This is a genomic window from Rhodococcus sp. IEGM 1307, assembly GCF_030056915.1.
In the GTDB taxonomy this organism is placed as follows: domain Bacteria; phylum Actinomycetota; class Actinomycetes; order Mycobacteriales; family Mycobacteriaceae; genus Rhodococcus_F; species Rhodococcus_F opacus_D.
The window spans coordinates 1-15,809 of sequence record NZ_JASHKW010000039.1 but is presented as its reverse complement, the minus strand read 5'-3'; the positions used below and the strand labels follow the sequence as shown (position 1 = coordinate 15,809).

The following is a 15,809-nucleotide window of genomic DNA, read 5'->3' as shown; positions in this document are numbered from 1 at the left end:
ATGTCAGTCCTGTCCGGCGAAGTGATTGACGGGACGGGCGAAGCCGAGCCGCTCCCGGAGCACCCCGCTGTCGGGCGCTCGGTCGCCCGGCCGCAGCAGCGGCAGGACGCGCTCGGTGATCTCGTTCAGGCCGGACGAGAGCGCCAGCGGCCGGAGGGTCACGCCGTCGACGCCCCCGGCGCCCACCACGTCGGTGATCAGGCGGGAGAGGCCCGCCGCGTCGCCGCGGTGGAGAATCGACGCGGGCTCGTACCGGCTGCCGGACCAGTTCTCGAGCTGGGCGAGGTCGCGTTCCGCGGCGTCGGGGGTCTCGGCGATCACCACCTCGACGTCGAGCAGGATCCGCAGCGAGGCGGGGTCCCGGCCGGTCTCGGTGGCGGCACACCGCACCCGGTCCGCGACGTCACGTGCCGCGTCCACGGTGGGTGCGCCGATGCGGATCACGTCGGCACGCGCGGCGGCCACCCTGGTGGAGTGCTCGTCCCGCGCGCCGATCACGATCAGCGACTGCCCCTGCGGCGACCGCGGCGTGATCGAGGGACCCTTCACGGAGAAGTGCGTGCCCTCGAAGTCGATGTAGTGCAGCTTGTCCCGGTCGATGAAGCGGCCGGTGGCGACGTCGCGGATCTCGGCGTCGTCCTCCCAGCTGTCCCACAGCAGGCTCACGACCTCGATCGCGTCGGCCGCCTCCGCCCACAGACTCTCGGCATCCTGCGCGTCCTTGCGTCCGAACAGATTCGCCTGCGCCTGACCGGCCGACACGTCCACCTGCCATCCGGCACGGCCGAGCGACGCGTGGTCGAGGCTCGCGATGGCCTTGGACACGTGGAACGGCTCGGTGTGGGTGACAGTCACCGTGGGAACCAGGCCGATCCGCTCGGTGGGCGCGACGGCCCGTGCGGCGATCGCCACGGCGTCCAGTTGCCCACGCTGATCGGCATGTCCCGTCGTGGCGATCGCGAAGGTATCGCCGACGAACGCGAGGTCCACTCCGGCCGAGTCGGCCTGCCCGAGCAGGCCGGTCCAGTAGCCGGCGGTGAAGAGGTCCTCAGCGCGCGAGTCCGGACGACGCCAGGACTGCGGGTGAATCCCCGTGCCGTACAGATCGACGGCGACGAGCGGGTCGTGTGGCTCAGGCATGAATCGATTCCTCCAGCTGTGCAGAACGTGGACGCACGACGGATCGTCCCGGGATGGCGTCGAGCAACTGCCGGGTGTAGTCGTGGCGGGGATTGTCGAATATTGCTGCCGCGGTGCCCGATTCGACGATGTGGCCGGACTGCATCACCGCGACCGTGTCGCTGATCTGCCGGACCACGGCGAGGTCGTGCGAGATGAAGAGGTAGCTGAGCCCGAGTTCCCGCTGCAGGCGCTCGAGCAGCCCGAGGATCTGCGACTGCACCGAGACGTCCAGCGCGGACACCGGTTCGTCGAGCACGACGAGTTCCGGGTGCAGCGCGAGCGCGCGGGCGATCGCGACCCGCTGCCGTTGCCCACCGGACAGCTCGGCCGGTCTGCGTTCGAGGTAGGTACGCGGCAACGCGACCTGTTCGAGCAGTTCGGCGACTCGTGCCGCCCGTTCCGCCCGGGTGCCGACACCGAACGCACCGAGCGGTTCCGCGACGATGTCCGCGATCGTCAGCTTCGGATCGAGGGACGCATACGGGTTCTGGTACACGATCTGCACTCGGCGGCGCAGGGCACGCAGCGCGCCGCCGCGCAGGCCGGTGATGTCCCGGCCGTCGAACTCGACGCGGCCCGCGGTGGGAGATTCCAACCGGATCGCGATCCGGGCCACCGTGGACTTGCCGGACCCGGACTCCCCCACCAGCGACAGCGTGCGCCCGCGGGGAACCTCGAACGACACGCCCTGGACGGCGTCGATGGCCGTGCGCCGGTCGATCCGGAACGTCTTGGACACCCCGGACACGCGCAGCAGGACATCGGGTTCGGCTCCGCCCGCCTCCGCGGCGCGACTGGGCCCCCGTCCCACCGCGAGACTCGGCGCCGCGGCCAGCAGGGTGCGGGTGTACTCGTGCTGTGGGTTCTCGAGGATCTCGCGGGTGGGGCCCGCTTCCACCACCTCACCCTCGCTCATCACCACGATCCGGTCGGCACGGTCGGCGGCGACACCCAGATCGTGCGTGATCAGCAGGACCGCGGTGCCGGACTCGGCGATCCGCGCGTCGAGGTGATCGAGAATCCGGCGCTGCACGGTGACGTCGAGTGCGCTGGTCGGCTCGTCCGCGATCACGAGTTCGGGGCTGCACGCCAGCGCGATCCCGATCAGGACGCGCTGCCGTTGCCCGCCCGACAGGTCCTGCGGGTACTGCCTCGCCCGCACCTCGGGCTTGTCGATCCCGGCCTCGGCGAGAATGCGCACTGCCTCGATGCCTGCCGTCCGCCGGTCGGCGAGACCGTGGATCCGGAGCACCTCCGCCACCTGGGCGCCGACTCTCAGGACGGGGTTGAGCGACGTCGTCGGGTCCTGGGGAACCAGCCCGATCCGGGCGCCGCGGATCCGCTCGAGTGCGCGCTCCGACTTGGTGTCGAGACGCTCACCGTCGAACGTGACGGTGCCGGCCACGGCCCGCCCGGATCCGCTGAGCAATCCGAGGATCGCGTGCGCCGTGGTGGATTTCCCGGAGCCGGACTCGCCGACCACGGCCACCACTTCCCCGCGCGACACCGTGAGGTCGACGCCTTTCACGGCCACGGCGGGATCGCTCACGCTCCCGTACGCCACCCGCAGTCCGGAGACCTGGAGTAGCGGCGCCGTGGTGCCTGCCGCAGCAGTAGTCGTCGAGCTCATCGCGCTTCCCTCTGTTCGAGTGCATGCCCGAGTCGGTGCGCCGACAGCACGACGGCCACGATCACCAGTCCGGGCAGGGTGGTCATCCACCACGCGGTGGCGAGGTAGTTCCGGCCCTCGGAGATCAGCGAGCCCCATTCCGGGGTGGGCGGCACCGCGCCGAACCCGAGGAAGCTCAGCGACGACACCGCGAGGACCGCCATCCCGAACTCGACGGCGGCGAGTGCCACGACAGGCGCGTACGAGTTCCGCAGAACGTGGCGGCGCAGCACCGTGTGCCAGCGGACACCCGACGCGAACGCCGCCTCGACGTACAGCGACCGGCGTACTCGCAGCACCTCCGACCGCATCACGCGGGCGAAGTTCGCGATCAGCGACACGCCCACCGCGATCGCCACGTTGACCGTGCCGAACCCCAGCGCGGTCACCAGTGCGAGCGAGAGCAGCAGGGCGGGGATCGACAGGAGGACGTCGACGACGCGCATCAGGACGGCGTCCAGCGCACCTCCGACGGCACCGGACAGCAGGCCGATCAGCGAACCGACGACCAGCGCGATACCCACGGCCAACAGCGTTGCGGTCAAAGATAATCCGGCACCGTGGACCACGCGGGTATACACGTCACGGCCGATGTTGTCGGTGCCGAACCAATGCGCGGCACTCGGCGCCTGCAGTTTCTGGGCGGGCACCCCGACCAGCGGGTCGCCGCTCGCGAACACCGACGGCGCCACCGCGAATCCGACCGCGACGAGGAGCACGGCGGCCGAGGCCACCAGCACGAGATTGCGACGCAACCACGGCACCGCGCGGCGTCCGCGACTGTCCGACTCGGACGCGACCACGGGAGGCGGTTCGGTCGGCGGAGCGCCGAAACCCTCGGCCTCCTCGATCAGTTCCCTGGTGAGGATGTCAGACATGAACCTTCTCCTCCACATCCGCGGTGGTGTTGCGGCCGGAACTGCGCCTGCCCTCGACGATCCGGGGATCGATCAGCGGATAGAGCAGATCGACGGCGAGATTGACGAGTACGTAGACGACCGAGCTCAGCACCACGATTCCCTGGACCACCGGAATGTCCTGCGCCATCACGGACGTCTGGGTGAGCCGCCCCACGCCGGCGCGCGAGAACACCGTCTCGACGACGACCGATCCGGCCAGCAGATTACCCACGAGCACACCGGCGATGGTGAACGCCGGAATGCTCGACAGGCGCAGCGCGTTCCGGGTCTGAATCTGCCAGCGGGACGCGCCCTTCGCCCGCGCGGCTTCGATGAACGGCTGCCGCCACGTGGTCTGCAGACTCGCCGCGAGCACCTGCGCGATCACGGCACCGGTCGGCAGCGCGAGCGTCACCGCGGGGAGCACCAGCGTCGCGATCCCCTGGTCACCGAACGCCGGGAAGGCCTTCAGCCGGAACGAGAATAGCTGCAGCAGAATCAGTCCCACCCAGAATGTCGGCACCGCGACACCGAGCGGAGGCAGTGAGAACAGCAGATTCCGCACCCAGTGGACCCTGGTGTAGGTGGCGAGGAACGCGACCGCTGCCCCGAACACGACCGCGAGAACCAGCGCCGCCGACGCCAGCGCGAGCGTGCTGGGGACCGCGTTCCCGATCGCCTCGGTCACCGATTGCCCGGTGGCGATCGAGTACCCGAAGTCACCGCGGACGGCGTGGCTCAGCGAGTTCCAGTACTGCACCCACACCGGCTGGTCGAGGCCGTACCGCGCCTGCAGCTCCGCGACGGCGGCCGCGTCGACCGTCGTTCCGGTGGTCGCCGAGTCGACGGCGATGCTCACCGGGTCGGACGGCAGCAGGAACAGCACGGCGAACGACACGGTGAACGTCGCCCACAGGACGGCGATCGCCTGCAGCACGCGTAGTCCGAGGTAGCGAATCATGGCTCAGCGTCCGCTGATCCAGGTGTCGAAGAACTGGAGCCGGGCCGAGGCCTCGAACTTCAGGTCCTGCACGTTGGGACCTGCGCCGATCGCCTGCGACAACTCCACCGTGGGGATCCACAGACCGTTGTCGAGCACCTGTTGCTGGGCGTCGGCGACGAGCGCGCTCCGCTCGGTGGTGTCGGTGGTGGCGAGTTGCTTCGCGAGCACGTCGTCGAGCGCGGGAATCGGTCCGCGGTTGTTCAGGTTGCGGCCGTCGAGGCCGAACTGGGTGCGGAGGATGTCACCGTCGGCGCGGGTGCTGTTGTAGTAGGTGGCGTCGAAGTCCTTGGAATTCTGGCGGGCGATGGACTCCGGAGTGGACACGAGATTCAGCTGCAGATCCACTCCCACCTCTTTGAGCTGCTGCTGCACCAGTTCGAGGATGGCCTGGTTGCCGGCGAACACGGAGCTGAACAGAACGGGGAAGCTCAGCTTCTGACCGCTCTTCTCGCGGATGCCGTCGGCACCGGGAACCCAGCCCGCCTGATCCAGAATCGACTTCGCCTTCTCCGGGTCGTACGTCACGTCCGGCAGCGCCACGTAGCCCGGGGTGCGACTGGCCAGCGTGCTGGTGGCGGGTGTGAAGTTGGGACCGAGTACGGTGTCGACCAGTTCCTGCCGGTTGATCGCCGGGACCAGCGCGCTGCGCACGACGGGGTCGACGAGCGGTCCGCGAGTCACGTTGGGCTGGAAGCCGAACGGGGTCCCGGGGTTCGACGTGGTGAGCACCTGCCCGCCCGCGCCTTCGATCTGCGGGGCGTCCTGCGGCAACGCGTCGCTGATCGCGTCCAGCTGTCCCGAGGACAGGCTGCCCGTGCGGACACCGGATTCGGGCACGACGCTGAACTCGATGGTGTCGAGGTAGGCCTCGCCGTCATGGCCGAACACGTCCGAACCCCAGTTGTATCCGGCGCGCTTGGCGAGGGTCACCGACTTGTCCTGCTGGTAGTCGGCGTACGTGAACGGTCCGGTGCCCGAGATGTTGCCGGTGCACCGTTCTTCGGCGGACTTCGCGACGGACGCATCGGACAGGATGCCCAGCTGCGGGGTGGACGACGCCTGCAGGAACTGCGCGTTGGGTGCGGCGAAGTCGACCTGCGCCGTCAGCGGGTCGATCACGGTGGTACCGGTGTAACCGGCGAGGTAGCTGGCACCGAGCGGGGCCTTGGCGCCGGAGAGGGTGTTCACGATGGCGTCGAGATTCTTCTTCACCGACTCCGCGGTGAAAGGTGTTCCGTCACTGAACGTCACCCCCTCCTTCAGGTGGAACGTGAAGGAGGACGCGTCGGCGCCGGTTTCCCAGCTCTCGGCGAGCCACGGCTTCAGTTCGCCCGTCTCCGGGTCCTGGTCGGTGAGCGAGTCCACCACCTGACGAGCCACGTAGACCGTCTGATTCGTGCCCGACTGCGCGGGGTCGGCGCACGTGGGTGCCTGGGACAGGCCGTAGCGGAGTGTGCCGCCGGGCTGCGCGGGGCCCGCATCCGCGGAGGAACTGCTGGAACCGCCACCGCAGGCGGTGAGCGCCGTGGCCAGCACGGCAACGGCACCGATACCTGCTGCGATGCGGGCACCGCGGTGGGGCGAGGACAAAAGCACTGATGGCACCGAGAACTCCGTGATCTCGAAGAAGTGCCGTGCGTGCTGCCAAGTCGATTCGGCAGCGCTCACGCGCACAGGAAGGTGAGGGACACCGGATCCGACGCGGATGCGGTGTGAAGAGCCGGAACCCCGACGGATCGGGGTGTCAGGTCAGCTGTGACAGATCGAGGTGGACAGCCGGCAGAGATCGACGTGGAGACGCCCCCAGGCGCTCACGAAACCTTCGGTCAACATCGTTCCTCCATCGATCCCGGCGGTAGCACCCGCACCCGCAGGGCGGGGGGTTGCTGCGACGTCAACGAGCCAGGTCTCTCGGTCGCTCTGGATGGTCGTTACCGAGTGTAAGAGATCGCCGGTCGCCGCGCCACACGGACCCCCGTTACCCCACGGCCTGCCGGGGCGGGAGTTCCCGCCGCGACAGAGCGGGCCGGAGACCGAGATGTTCACGCAGGGTGGAGCCTTCGTATTCCGTTCGGTACGAACCTCGCTCCTGCAATTCGGGCACAAGCAGGTCGACGATCTCGTCGAGTCCGGTGGGCACCAGATACGGCGAGATGTTGAACCCGTCCGTGGCCCCACTGCGAACCCACCGGGTGAGTTCGTCGGCGACCTGCCCGGGAGTACCGGCGAATCCGGAGCGCTGGGTGGTCGCGATCGCAACCTGACGCAGCGACAGGTTCTGCGCCTCTGCCAGGGCCCGCCATTCCCGGGCGATGGCGAGCGGATCCTTTCCGTCACGCGCCGCCCCACGGGTGACGGAGATCGGCGCGGGCACCGGATCGAATTCGGGCAGTGGACCGTCCGGGTCGCGATCGGACAGATCGCGGCCCCACACCTGACCGACCAGCGACAACGCCGTCTGCCCGGTGTACTGGCCCTCGAGAACCCAGCGCACCTTCTCCTCCACCTCGGACGCGTTCTCCGCGAGCACGATCTGCGTGCCCGGCAGAATCTTGACGTCGTCCTCGGGACGGCCGGCACGACGCAGTCTCGCCCGGATGTCCTCGGCGAAGGCGAGCGCCTCGTCGAAATGCGTTCCGTGCCGGGAGAAGATCACGTCGGTGTGCGCGGCCGCGAAGTCCCGGCCCGCCGGTGAGTCGCCGGCCTGGAAGATGACGGGATGCCCCTGCGCGCTGCGCGGCAGCGTGGGGGTGACCGTGACGTCGAACTGTGACGTGCGCCGGGACACCTCCTGCACACCGTCCGGGGTCGACCACGACGGCGCGTCGGTGCTCGTCGCGACCGCGCCGTCTACCCACGCATCCCAGATCGCCCGGGCGGTGTCGAGGAACTGCCCGGCCCGCTCGTACCTGTCGGCGTGATCGAGGAAGCCGCCGCGCCGGAAGTTCTCACCGGTCCACGCGTTGTCCGTGGTGACGGCGTTCCAGCCGGCACGGCCACCGGACAGCAGGTCCAGCCCGGACAGCCGCCGGGCGAGGTCGGCGGGCTCGTTGTAGGTGGTGTTCTGGGTGGCCACCAACCCGATGTGCCGGGTGATGCCGGCCAGCGCCGAGAGCTGGGTGATCGCGTCCGGCCTGCCCACGATGTCGAGATCGAGAATCTTGCCTTCCTGTTCCCGCAGACGCAGGCCCTCACCGAGGAAGAAGGCGTCGAACAGGCCGCGCTCGGCGGTCAGTGCCACCCGACGGAACGTTTCGAAGTCGATCTGCGACCCGCTCGACGGATCGGACCAGATCGTCGTGTGGTTGACGCCCTGGAAGAAGACACCGAAGTGCACCTGGGCGCCGGGCCTGGCGTACGAGTTGTCGGTCATGTTCTCCACAACCTTTCAGCGAGAGGAGTCTTCGAGGCGCTCGGCCTGGAATCGGGTGATGGGACGGTCGAGGCCCAGCGTGCTGCGCAGGGTCGAACCGGGGACGGGGCGGTGGGCGATGCCGGCACGGAGAAGTGCCGGGACCACGTATCGCGCGAGCACCGGAAGATCCTCGTCGACGACGGCGGGATGCAGGCGCACACCGTCGACGTGCGTATCCAGGGCGCGGAGCAGTTCCAGCAGCCCGGTGGCGTCGCCGGCGAACGACAGCCGTCCGCTCGGCGGGTCAGGCGTCGACGAGCCGAGCGCGACATCCAGTTCGGCGACCACCAGCGGTGCGCCGCCGGCCTTCGCGCGCCCGGCGGCCGCGGTGGTGTCCTCGAGTGTCGGTCCGGACACCAGCACCACGTCGACCAGCGACGGATCCGTGTGCCCCGCGCGGCCGAATACCACCAATTGCCCCTGCGGTGGCCGGGGCACGATGGCCGGACCCTTCACCGAGTACGTCTCGCCCCGGAAGTCGATGTAGTGCAATCGGTCGCGGTCGACGAAACGTCCGGTCGCGTAGTCGCGGATCACCGCGTCGTCCTCCCACGAATCCCACAGGTCCCGGACCACGGTGATCGCGTCCCGTTCCTCCCGCGCGAGGTCGGCGGGTGTGGTGACCTCGGCCCGGCCCAGTGCGCTCGCGACCCGCGGGTCGGTGTCGCGTGCCGCGATCCAGCCGCCGCGACCGCGCGACGCGTAGTCGAGCGTCGCGAGCTGGGAGGACGTGTGGAACGGCTCGGCGTACGTAGTGCCGACGACCGGTACGAGTCCGATCGTGCTGGTGGTCGCGGCGACGAACGCTGCGCGGTTCACCGCGTCGATCCGGCCCACGGGTCCCCCGTCGGCGCCGGGCGGCAGGAGCGAATCGTCGAAAGACGCGAACGTGAAAGCGGCGTTTTCCGCGGCCGCGACCCGGTCCGCCACCGTTCGCCCGGTCAGCAACCGGTCCGGTGTGTGCGCGGCTCGCCGCCAGGCTTCGGGATGCGCACCCTCGCCGTCGAGTTCGATGCCCAGAACCAGGCTCATGAGTTTTCCTCCTCGGTGCCGGCCGCGAGGGGTCGGCTCGGAATGGTCTCGCGCAGCCCGGTTGCCACCTCGGCCTGGAACAGCTCCAGGCTTTCGCGGTGCTGCTTGTCGCTGCCGACGCGGTCGGCGCTCAGGTGGATCACCTCGTGGCCGAACTGCTCGTGGTAGCGCTGCACCTTGTCGATCACCTGCTGCGGGCTGCCGATCAGTGCGGAGCTGCGTTCGACGAAGTCCTCCACGGTCTCGAACACCACCGGAAGTCCTGCGCTGCGGGCGAAGTCGAGGCGAGCCGCGTGAATCGGCCGCCACACGTCCAGCGCATCCTGCGAGTTCGCCGTCACGTAGAACCCGGCCGTTCCGGCGCCGACGAGGGCGTCGGCGGGATCGTGACCGTAGTACGCCCACCGTTCGCGGTAGTGCCGGACGAGTTCGGCGTACGAGTCGATCGGATACGTGACGTTCGCCGAGAAGATCGGATCACCGTAGCGGGCAGCGAGATCCACCGACTCCTTGCTCGTCGCGCTGCCGTGCCAGATCCGGATCCGCCGCTGCAGCGGGCGCGGAAGGGCGACAGCGTGCTCGAGAGACGGCCGGAACGTGCCTTCCCAGGTGACGTCCTCGCTCTCCCACAACTGCCGGAACAGTTCGTAGCCCTCGCGGTTGCGGTCCCACTGGTCGTCCGGGGTGACGTGGAACAGCTCCGCCTGCGCGGTGCCGTTGCCCTTGCCGATGATGAGCTGCAACCGGCCGCCCGACAGGTTGTCCAGCGTCGAGTAGTCCTCGAACGCGCGGACCGGGTCGAGCAGGCTCAGCGTGGTCACCGCGGTCCACAACTGCAGCGTGCTGGTGCGCGCCGCGATGGCGCTGAGCACCACGGGCGGGGACGAGGACAGGAAGGGATGCTCGTGGCGCTCGCCCACCGCGAACCCGTCGTACCCCAGTTGCTCGGCGAGGACGGCGGAGTCCACGACCTCCTGCAGCCTCGCCGCAGTGCCGATCTTCTCCCCGGTCACCGGGTCCGGGTGGTGAGTGATCAGGCTCATCAGCAGAAACTTCATACGGACTCGTACTCCTTTGCGGCCCAGACGGAAGGCAGAGCGGTAGGGGTGTGCAGGATCTTCTCGAATCCGTGGATTCCGACGTCCTGCGGTGGGAGGGAGCGGTCGAACAGCGCCGTGTACCCCGCGGCCAGGTACAGGGCCACCGCCTCGGGCTGCCGCGGCCCAGTGGTGAGGAAGATGCGGGAATAGCCTGCTCGGGCGATCGCGGCCTCGAGCTCCCGCAGCACGATTCGTCCGAGGCCGCGGCGGCGGTGCGCCGACGAGGTCCAGATCCGTTTGAGTTCGGCCGTCGTGTCGTCGTAGCGGCGGAAGGCCCCGCCCGCCACGGACGTCCCGTCGTCGACCAGAACGAGCAAACCGCCACCCGGTGCGGCGAACTCCTCCGCCGGGTACGTGCTGAGGTCGTCGTAGATCTCGTCGCGGGTGCGCCCGTACCGGGTGCTGTATTCGATCGCCAGTTCTTCGAGCAGCGGCGCGGCCAGCGGATCGGCCTGATCGACGAACACGGTCTGCACGGATTCGGTCCTCTCGGTCACTGGTCCTCCTGTCAGCTGGTCTTCGGGAGTCCGGGCGGGTTGACGACCGACGTGCCGACGGCCTCGCTCGCGATGTTCCAGCGTTCGAGAACCTGTGCGTACGTACCGTTCTCGATGATGTGGTTGATGGCCTCGTTGACGGCGGCCACCAGTCCGTTGTCCTTCTTGGTGAGCACGGCGATCTCACCCTGGAGGGCGTCGCCCGCCCCCGAGAACGTTCCGGCGATCTCACTCTCCCCGGCCTGCGCCACGTGGAACGACGAGGACGGGTTGGGCCCGAAGTAGGCGTCGATCCGGCCCGACGCGAGGGGCAGGTAGTAGTCGGTGACGTTCTGGTAGTAGGTGATGTCGGTCGGTTCGAGCCCCGCCGCGACGTTCTCCTCACTCCACTTCACCAGCAGCGCTTCCTGATTGGTGCCGGAGGAGACCGCGATCTTCAGACCTGCGACGTCCTTGGGCTCCTTGATCTGGATGCCGCTGTCCTTCTTCGTCTCGAACGCGACCGTGTCGAGGCGGTACGTCGAGAAGTCGTACTTCTCCTTCCGCTCCTCGGTGACGGTGACGTTGGAGATGAACGCGTCGGCCTCCCCCGAATCGATGCGGACGAAGTTCTGCGCCCAGTCCGCCGCCTGGAGATCGACCTTCAACCCGAGAACGTCGCCGATCAGGTACGCGAAGTCGGTCTCCGAGCCGATGAGCGTCTTGTCGTCGTCGGCGTAGAAACGCAGGGGCGGGGCGGAGCCGGCGCTGCCCGTCACGACGAGCGTGCCGCGGTCGCGAATCTGTTGGGGAACCTTCGCGGCGATCGACTCGACCTCGTCGGTGGTGATGCGATTCTGGTCGGCGGTGAGGTTGTATCCGGCAGCCGAGGTCGGCGCCGATCCCTCGTCCTCGACGTCGCCGCCCCCGCATGCGGCGGCGAGCAGCGCGACGGTGGTGAGGGCCGAGGCCAGAATTTTCGTACGGAACCGTGCGGTGGACATGTGCGCCTTTCGGGGATCCACACCGAGGTGTGGAGAATCAGAGAACTCGGGAGAGGAATGCTGTGGTGCGGTCGTGCTGCGGGTTGTCGATGACCTGCGAGGGCGGGCCCTGTTCCACCACGACGCCGGCGTCCATGAAGACCGCCGTGTCGGCGACCTCCCGCGCGAAGCCCACCTCGTGGGTGACGATCACGAGGGTCGCGCCGTCCCGTGCCAATTGCTTGATCACGGCGAGGACCTCGCCGACCAGTTCCGGGTCGAGGGCAGACGTGGGCTCGTCGAACAGGATCACCGCCGGGCGCAGTGCGAGGGCCCGGGCGATCGCAACCCGCTGCTGCTGGCCGCCGGACAGTTGTCGCGGGTACTCGTGGGCCTTGTCACCCACGCCCACCCGTTCCAGCAGCGCAATCGCCTCGGCCTCGACCTCGGCCCGGTCGCGGCCCTGCGCCGACACCGGCGCCTCGATCACGTTCTCCAGCACCGTGAGGTGAGGGAACAGATTGAAGTTCTGGAAGACGAATCCGATCCGGGAACGCTGCTTCAGGATGTCGCGTTCACGCAGTTCGTGCAGTTTGCCGCCCTTGCGCCGGTAACCGATGAGGTCGCCGTCGATGCGGATGGTGCCGCGGTCGACCTTCTCCAGGTGGTTGAGCGTGCGCAGCAGCGTGGACTTGCCGGAACCCGACGGCCCCAGGATCACCGTCACCTCGCCCTTGCGGACCAGCAGGTCCACACCCCGCAGGACTTCGAGTGCGCCGAAGGACTTGTGGACTCCGCGAACTTCCACCGCGTACTCCGCCGGATGGGCTTCGGTTGTCATTTCGTGGCGCCTCTCGGTACGGAGACACCGGCGTCACGGATCTCGGCGAACTTCCGGGTGAGCTTCTGCCACGGAGTCGGCGGCAGCGCCCGTGCCGATCCGCGCGCGTAGTGCCGCTCGACGTAGTACTGGCCGATCGACAACAGCGTGGTCAGGATGATGTACCAGATCGTCGCGACCATCAGCAGCGGCACGACGCGGCCGTTGCGGCCGAAGATCACCTGAACCTGGTAGAACAGTTCGGCGATTGCCATCGTCGACACGATCGAGGTGCCCTTGAACAGGCTGATCACCTCGTTCGCGGCGTTCGGCAGGATGCCGCGCATCGCCTGGGGCAGAACGATCTTGAAGAACTGGCGTCGGCGCGGGATGCCCAGCGACTGCGCCGCCTCGATCTGCCCGTGGTCCACCGAGATGATGCCGGAGCGGATGATCTCGGCGGAGTACGCGGCCTGATGCAGGGCCAGACCGATGACGGCGGCGGTGAAGCCGCTGATGACACCGTTCACCTCGAACGTGAAGAAGCCCGGACCGAACGGAATGCCCAGCGACAGAGTCTGATACAGGTATGTGATGTTGAACCAGAACAGGAGCTGCACGATCAGCGGAATCGACCGGAACGCCCAGATGTACACCCAGGCGATCACCTGCAACACCGGGTTGTGCGACAAGCGGCTGACCGCCAGCACCACACCGAGTGCGAATCCGAGGACCGTCCCCCACAAGGTCAGCTTCACCGTCATCCACAGCGCCTGCAGCACGGAGCCGGCGGTGAAGTACTTGGCGAAGGTCGCCCAGTCCCATCCCGGGTTGGTCGCGAGGCCGTGGACGAACTGAGCGAGCAGGACCAGCACGGCGGCGCTGACGATCCACCGCCACGGATGCCACCTCCGCGCCACTTCCAGCGCGGCGTCCCCGTCGCCGGAGGGCACTGAATGGAGGGGCGCGGCCGAACGCGCCCGGACGGGGGCGCTCACGCTTCCTCACCACTTACGACAGACATCACTGAGGCGGCCTTTCACCTGGTATCGGGACAGGAGGACGGCGCGTCTTCCGCGGGATGCGGGCGCGCGTCAGGCGCTCACCGGGCGAAATGCCCGGTGAGCGTGCTGTGAGACCTCGTCAACAGTGGCAGGAGGTGGTCCGGCACAGGTCGATGTGCCGTCTGCGCCACGCAGGGCGCGCGGGGTAGTTCATGTGCTGCCTTCCATCGATCCCGGCGGTAGCACCCGCACCCGAAGAATTCGGAAGGGTTGCTGCGACGTCAACGAGCCAGGTCTCTCGGTCGCTCTGGATGGTTGAAGCGAACACTAGCCGCATTCCCGAACCCCGTCAACACGGGGTATTTCCCTGCAACACAGGGGAAATGGTGCCGATCGGCCGCAAGAATCACCGTGCGCAGAAGTACTGACAGACGGAGATCGATGCGGTTGGATGATGCGTGCAGCCCTGCATCTCCGTGGTCGTGCGACCCGGCTGCCGGGCCTTCCGAGGCCCTTGTAACGTCGCCTCGGTGACACCACTCGAAGTCATCGCGATCCTGGTAGCCGGTGTAGGCGCGGGCGCGATCAACGCCATCGTCGGCAGCGGCACGCTCATCACCTTCCCCACCCTGGTGGCGTTCGGGTTCCCTCCGGTGACCGCCACGATGTCGAACGCGATCGGCCTGGTCGCCGGTGGCGTGTCCGGCACGTGGGGGTACCGGCGGGAACTGGCCGGGCAGGGACCGCGGCTGCGGTGGCAGATCCCGGCGTCGCTGTGCGGTGCGGTTCTCGGCTCGTGGCTACTGCTGCACCTACCCGAAACTGTGTTCGAACTCGTCGTCCCGGTGTTGCTGATCCTCGCCCTGATCCTGGTGGTGCTGCAGCCGAAGATCCAGGCCTGGGCGAAGCAGCGCGGCAGCCACGAGGCGGGCCTGAGCCCGGCGCGCCTCACCCTGCTGACCGTCGGGACGTTCGCCGTCGGCGTGTACGGCGGATACTTCACCGCCGCGCAGGGCATCCTGCTGATGGGTGTGATGGGCGCGATCCTGCCGGAGAGCCTGCAACGGATGAACGGCGCGAAGAACCTGCTCTCGCTCCTCGTCAACGTCGTCGCCGCGACCGCGTACACGCTCGTGGCCTTCGACCGGATCAGCTGGGCGGCCGCCGGCCTGATCGCGGTGGGCTCGCTGTTCGGAGGCGTCCTCGGTGCCCGTTACGGCCGCAGGCTGTCGCCGACCGCATTGCGGGGAACCATCGTCGTCGTCGGCCTCATCGGCCTGTTCCGGCTGCTCGCATAGTCGCGCATGCACCCTCCCGCTCCCTCATACTGAGTCGGTGAGCAAAGACGTAGAGCACCCGGGCTGGACCTATCTGATGGACATGGACGGCGTTCTCGTCCACGAAGAGCACCTGGTTCCCGGGGCCGACCTGTTCCTCGCCGAACTCCGGGAGTCGGGTACCCCGTTCATCGTCCTCACCAACAATTCGATCAGGACTCCGCGCGACCTCCGCGCCCGTCTGCTCCGCACCGGCCTGGACATTCCCGAGGAATCGATCTGGACGTCCGCCCTGGCCACCGCGACGTTCCTGGCGAGCCAGCGCCCCGGCGGCAGCGCCTACGTCGTCGGCGAATCCGGGCTCACCACCGCACTGCACGACATCGGGTACGTCCTCACCGACAACGATCCCGACTACGTGGTCCTCGGCGAGACCCGCACTTACTCCTTCGAGGCGATCACCACCGCAATTCGTTTGGTGGAGAGGGGCGCTCGCTTCATCGCCACCAACCCCGACCCCACCGGCCCGTCCCGGGAGGGTTCCCTTCCGGCCACGGGATCCGTTGCCGCACTGATCAGTAGGGCCACCGGTCGCGACCCGTACTACGTGGGCAAGCCGAATGCGCTGATGATGCGCTCGGCGTTGCGGGCCATCGGCGCGCACTCCGCGAACACGCTGATGATCGGCGACCGCATGGACACCGACATCGTCTGCGGGCTCGAGGCCGGCCTGCAGACCATCCTCGTCCTCACCGGAATTTCGACGCGGGATTCGGTGGAACTGTTCCCCTACCGTCCCACCGCGGTGCTCAAATCGGTCGCCGACCTGGTCGGCCGGACGTCGGATCCGTTCGGCGATGCGGCTCCGCCGCCCGTGAGTACTTCTTAACCGCGGGGGGGCTGTTTCAAATTTCCGGGTCGGGGTCTCCGCGTGCCGCGGCGCCCCGAC

The 15,809-nt window shown here is 68.3% G+C and carries 16 protein-coding genes and 2 riboswitches; of the genes, 2 read left to right on the top strand and 14 right to left on the bottom strand.

Features of this window, described 5'->3' with window-relative positions:
- Positions 1-3: 3 nt before the first annotated feature.
- From QM841_RS41320 to QM841_RS43700, 14 genes are all read right to left on the bottom strand, one after another.
- The gene (locus QM841_RS41320; protein WP_283336545.1) at positions 4-1,140 is read right to left on the bottom strand and encodes an LLM class flavin-dependent oxidoreductase; all 1,137 of its coding nucleotides are present in this window, start codon (positions 1,138-1,140) and stop codon (positions 4-6) included.
- Positions 1,133-2,812 carry a dipeptide ABC transporter ATP-binding protein gene (locus tag QM841_RS41315; RefSeq protein WP_283336544.1) on the bottom strand — a complete coding sequence of 560 codons (1,680 nt, stop codon included), beginning with the start codon at positions 2,810-2,812 and terminating at the stop codon, positions 1,133-1,135. The genes QM841_RS41320 and QM841_RS41315 overlap by 8 nt, the downstream gene beginning before the upstream one ends.
- Complete coding sequence (locus tag QM841_RS41310) at positions 2,809-3,729, bottom strand: ABC transporter permease (protein WP_283336543.1); 921 nt, start codon at positions 3,727-3,729, stop codon at positions 2,809-2,811. The genes QM841_RS41315 and QM841_RS41310 overlap by 4 nt, the downstream gene beginning before the upstream one ends.
- A complete protein-coding gene (locus tag QM841_RS41305) occupies positions 3,722-4,711 on the bottom strand; it encodes an ABC transporter permease (RefSeq protein ID WP_283336542.1) in 990 nt (329 codons plus the stop codon). The genes QM841_RS41310 and QM841_RS41305 overlap by 8 nt, the downstream gene beginning before the upstream one ends.
- A gap of 3 nt (positions 4,712-4,714) precedes the next feature.
- Positions 4,715-6,349: an ABC transporter substrate-binding protein gene (locus tag QM841_RS41300; protein ID WP_283336559.1), complete on the bottom strand. Its 1,635-nt coding sequence runs from the start codon at positions 6,347-6,349 to the stop codon at positions 4,715-4,717.
- 153 nt (positions 6,350-6,502) lie between these two features.
- A complete protein-coding gene (locus tag QM841_RS43295) occupies positions 6,503-6,586 on the bottom strand; it encodes a putative leader peptide (protein WP_310794466.1) in 84 nt (27 codons plus the stop codon).
- Positions 6,587-6,590: 4 nt separating this feature from the next.
- A riboswitch (SAM riboswitch) is annotated at positions 6,591-6,684 on the bottom strand.
- 47 nt (positions 6,685-6,731) lie between these two features.
- On the bottom strand, positions 6,732-8,126 hold the full coding sequence (locus QM841_RS41295) for an NtaA/DmoA family FMN-dependent monooxygenase (RefSeq protein ID WP_283336541.1): 1,395 nt from the start codon (positions 8,124-8,126) through the stop codon (positions 6,732-6,734).
- Between the two features lie 15 nt (positions 8,127-8,141).
- Positions 8,142-9,200: an LLM class flavin-dependent oxidoreductase gene (locus tag QM841_RS41290; protein WP_283336540.1), complete on the bottom strand. Its 1,059-nt coding sequence runs from the start codon at positions 9,198-9,200 to the stop codon at positions 8,142-8,144.
- Positions 9,197-10,258, bottom strand: a complete 1,062-nt coding sequence (locus QM841_RS41285; protein ID WP_283336539.1) for an LLM class flavin-dependent oxidoreductase — start codon at positions 10,256-10,258, stop codon at positions 9,197-9,199. Before QM841_RS41285 ends, QM841_RS41290 begins: the two co-directional genes overlap by 4 nt.
- Positions 10,255-10,797, bottom strand: coding sequence for a GNAT family N-acetyltransferase (locus QM841_RS41280; RefSeq protein WP_283336538.1), 543 nt, complete (start codon positions 10,795-10,797; stop codon positions 10,255-10,257). The genes QM841_RS41285 and QM841_RS41280 overlap by 4 nt, the downstream gene beginning before the upstream one ends.
- A gap of 11 nt (positions 10,798-10,808) precedes the next feature.
- Positions 10,809-11,780, bottom strand: a complete 972-nt coding sequence (locus tag QM841_RS41275) for an ABC transporter substrate-binding protein (RefSeq protein WP_283336537.1) — start codon at positions 11,778-11,780, stop codon at positions 10,809-10,811.
- 37 nt (positions 11,781-11,817) lie between these two features.
- Positions 11,818-12,600 carry an amino acid ABC transporter ATP-binding protein gene (locus tag QM841_RS41270; protein ID WP_283336535.1) on the bottom strand — a complete coding sequence of 261 codons (783 nt, stop codon included), beginning with the start codon at positions 12,598-12,600 and terminating at the stop codon, positions 11,818-11,820.
- Positions 12,597-13,577 carry an amino acid ABC transporter permease gene (locus QM841_RS41265; protein ID WP_502943330.1) on the bottom strand — a complete coding sequence of 327 codons (981 nt, stop codon included), beginning with the start codon at positions 13,575-13,577 and terminating at the stop codon, positions 12,597-12,599. The genes QM841_RS41270 and QM841_RS41265 overlap by 4 nt, the downstream gene beginning before the upstream one ends.
- 145 nt (positions 13,578-13,722) lie before the next feature.
- Positions 13,723-13,797 (bottom strand): putative leader peptide, encoded by a 75-nt coding sequence (locus QM841_RS43700; protein WP_369426197.1) that lies wholly within the window; start codon positions 13,795-13,797, stop codon positions 13,723-13,725.
- Between the two features lie 7 nt (positions 13,798-13,804).
- A riboswitch (SAM riboswitch) is annotated at positions 13,805-13,901 on the bottom strand.
- 212 nt (positions 13,902-14,113) lie between these two features.
- On the opposite strand from QM841_RS43700, the gene QM841_RS41260 reads away from it, so the two are divergent.
- Positions 14,114-14,881, top strand: coding sequence for a sulfite exporter TauE/SafE family protein (locus tag QM841_RS41260; protein WP_280779768.1), 768 nt, complete (start codon positions 14,114-14,116; stop codon positions 14,879-14,881).
- A gap of 76 nt (positions 14,882-14,957) precedes the next feature.
- On the top strand, positions 14,958-15,749 hold the full coding sequence (locus tag QM841_RS41255) for an HAD-IIA family hydrolase (RefSeq protein WP_280780012.1): 792 nt from the start codon (positions 14,958-14,960) through the stop codon (positions 15,747-15,749).
- Positions 15,750-15,809 lie beyond the last annotated feature (60 nt).